At 48.1% G+C, this 2,628-nt stretch carries 4 protein-coding genes and 1 pseudogene; 3 read left to right on the forward strand and 2 right to left on the reverse strand.

The window, feature by feature from the left end:
- Nucleotides 1–264: 264 nt before the first annotated feature.
- The gene (gene relE, locus FDW88_RS18795; RefSeq protein WP_000323025.1) at nt 265–552 is read right to left on the reverse strand and encodes a type II toxin-antitoxin system mRNA interferase RelE; all 288 of its coding nucleotides are present in this window, start codon (nt 550–552) and stop codon (nt 265–267) included.
- Nucleotides 552–791, reverse strand: coding sequence for a type II toxin-antitoxin system antitoxin RelB (gene relB, locus FDW88_RS18800; protein ID WP_000534857.1), 240 nt, complete (start codon nt 789–791; stop codon nt 552–554). The genes relE and relB overlap by 1 nt, the downstream gene beginning before the upstream one ends.
- A 24-nt stretch (nt 792–815) precedes the next feature.
- Here relB and ydfV point away from each other — a divergent pair.
- The 3 genes and pseudogenes from ydfV to FDW88_RS18805 form a co-directional block, all read left to right on the forward strand.
- Nucleotides 816–926: pseudogene (ydfV, locus tag FDW88_RS22750) on the forward strand (protein YdfV); the annotation flags it as partial.
- 206 nt (nt 927–1,132) lie between these two features.
- The gene (locus FDW88_RS22485) at nt 1,133–1,282 is read left to right on the forward strand and encodes a hypothetical protein (protein WP_000550473.1); all 150 of its coding nucleotides are present in this window, start codon (nt 1,133–1,135) and stop codon (nt 1,280–1,282) included.
- Between the two features lie 43 nt (nt 1,283–1,325).
- Entirely contained in the window at nt 1,326–2,399 is a 1,074-nt protein-coding gene (locus FDW88_RS18805; protein WP_000557466.1) for a hypothetical protein, read from the forward strand.
- The last annotated feature ends 229 nt before the right edge of the window (nt 2,400–2,628 follow it).

Consider the following 2,628-nt stretch of genomic DNA (forward strand, 5'->3'; position numbering starts at 1 on the left):
AGTGGATCACTTTTTACCCGTTGTTGACAGTGATTGGTTCTTGCAAACCACATGCAAGTTCTATCAGCGTTTCAGTCACGCTCCGAAAGGTACACGGTTATCCTGATAAGGTGTGATCCCTCTGACAATCTGATGACGTCACTACGCTCCGCTTGTTGCTGTATCACCAACGGGGCTTTATGGCTGCAATTGTCTAAATCAGAGGGTGTCAACGCAAAGCAGAAGTGTCACCCTCGGTGCGAAACAGAGATGTCATGCTTTGGTTCAGAGAATGCGTTTGACCGCCTCGCTATATACTTCCGAGCGTTCTCTTTTCCCAACAGAAATCACGAAAACGACAACTTTCTCGTCTATAACCTGGTATACAAGGCGATAGCCTGAAGACCGGAGCTTAATCTTGTAACAATCAGGCATACCACGGAGCTTGTTTGCTTCAATCCGGGGTGACTCAAGTACTTCAACCAGCTTCTTTTTCAACTGTTCACGTACCGTCGAGCCCAGCTTTCGCCATTCCTTTAGTGCCCGCTCGTCAAAATCCAGAAAATACGCCATCAGAGTTCATCCAGCGTCACACGTACTGGCTTAGGCTTACGAAGCCGTTCTTTCACTATCTCCACAAGTTCAGCATCTTCATCACTCAGGAGTGTCTGTTTGAACGGCAAGCGTTCATTGTCAGCGATATACTCGAGCATGAGACGAAGCGCTTCAGAAGGAGTTACGCCCATTTTTTCAAGCGCGGCGTAAGAACGCGCTTTAAGTTCATCGTCAATACGCAGGTTAATGCTACCCATGTCTTACACCTCTTGTAATTACAAATGTCATTACAAGTATCGCACTACAACATGCTTAGGGCAAGTCACGAAGGAAGTCAGAAAGTAGTCGTAAGAACGGTGATCACTGTCCGCTTTGTGCCAGGAGCGGACGTTAAGGGTTTCCAAGGGAGCTATCTAATATGGCATCCACGGTGAACGCATTGCCAGCCGGGAAATGATGCGAATAACTGTGTTTAATTTTATCGAGTGAGATTACAATCGGTGGCGAAATCACTGTGCTGTGGCGGACTCAGCTCGGAATTTATTGAAACTATAACCTCGCTAGGGTCTTGCTCACATTGGGTAGGATCAGTCTTGTAATGCACCTGTTGTATGGCCTTGTTCATCCGAAGATCCTGCAATGGCTGATGGTGCATGAGAAGTTTGAGTGCAATGAGGTCAACACCAAAGTCTTTGCCCTCGATGTGGTGGCCAGCCAGCAACTAAGATTTATCCTCTATACCCACTAATCTCTGCAGCAGCTGCCGGCCCCCCGTGATAACGGAGATCAGGATGCATACACGAACAAAATTACCTGCCCCTCTCGCAGCTGATGTGGCGGCTCTCATTAAGAATGGCATGGATTTTCTGGATAAGGCACGTGAAGAGTTCGAGGCCAAACAGTACAAACACTCGGTAGTTAGTTTCTGGATAGCTGTAGAAATTTTGCTCAAGGTACCCCTTGCCAGCGAACACTGGACGCTGGTCTGCAGCGGTAAAAAAGTATCGCGTAAAAGCTACCTTGCCGGTGATTTTCAGTCGGTGTCCTTTGATGATGTCTGTACCCGGTTGAGGGATATCCTTGAAAAGCCCCTGCCTAAAGAAACCGAAGCTGTGTTTAATACCATTCGCAATCACCGAAACCGTGTAGTTCATTTCTTTCATACAGCTTTTAGTGATTCTGAGGTGGAGACCATTCTGGCTGAACAGGCTCGGGCATGGTTTGCACTGAACCGACTAATGCGTGAAGACTGGCAACAGCATTTTGCTTCACCACACAACTGGGCACTGGCATTAGGTGAAACACAACTCCTGCGAGGCAACGAGTTTTATGCCGAAGCCCGTCTGAAACATATCCAGCCCGAGCTGGAACAACTTGCGACTGAGGGCGCTGAATTTCATCCCTGCACCATTTGCCACAAGCCAGCAGCCATCATGGAAATTCTTGCCGTCGGGAAGAACGGTCCTACCGTTTATGAGCAAACTTGTCGCGTCTGTTTTCACTCAGAGCGCCATGTAAAGTTTACCTGTCCTGAGTGTGATACAGACCAGGTTCTGCCGGTGGAAGAAGAAGATGACGATACCTTCATCTGCCGCACCTGTAACGCAGAACTCTCAAGGTATAACTTGCTTGATGAGGAGAATTTTCGTCATGTGGACGAAATGATGTATCCCGATGGCCTAGCAAATTGCGCTCACTGTGAGGGCCATGAAACGGTCTGTGTGTTTGGCGAGAACTTCCTGTGCACACGATGTCTTGAGATCCATACAGGCTATGATACTTGTGAAATTTGTGGGACTCCCTGTGAAGCAATGGGCGAGACAATGAGGTATACGGGCTGCCCACATTGTGCGGATGAAGACTGAATCGCCACAAATTCAGTAGCCTTCTTTTAGCCTTCAACGTCTGCTCCTCGCTCTTAGCGGACATTAGCATAGGCTATTTACCATAACGCCTCATTACGCGTACCGCTCAGACGGCCTGAGCGCGTTTCTGACGTATCCCCGTTAAAAACAGTAACAAACCACCCGAAAATGCACGCCAGAAACGCTACGTAAGAATCTATGGCACTGTTGCAAATAGTCGGTGGTGATA

Source organism: Citrobacter sp. wls829 (genome assembly GCF_005280825.1).
In the GTDB taxonomy this organism is placed as follows: domain Bacteria; phylum Pseudomonadota; class Gammaproteobacteria; order Enterobacterales; family Enterobacteriaceae; genus Citrobacter; species Citrobacter gillenii.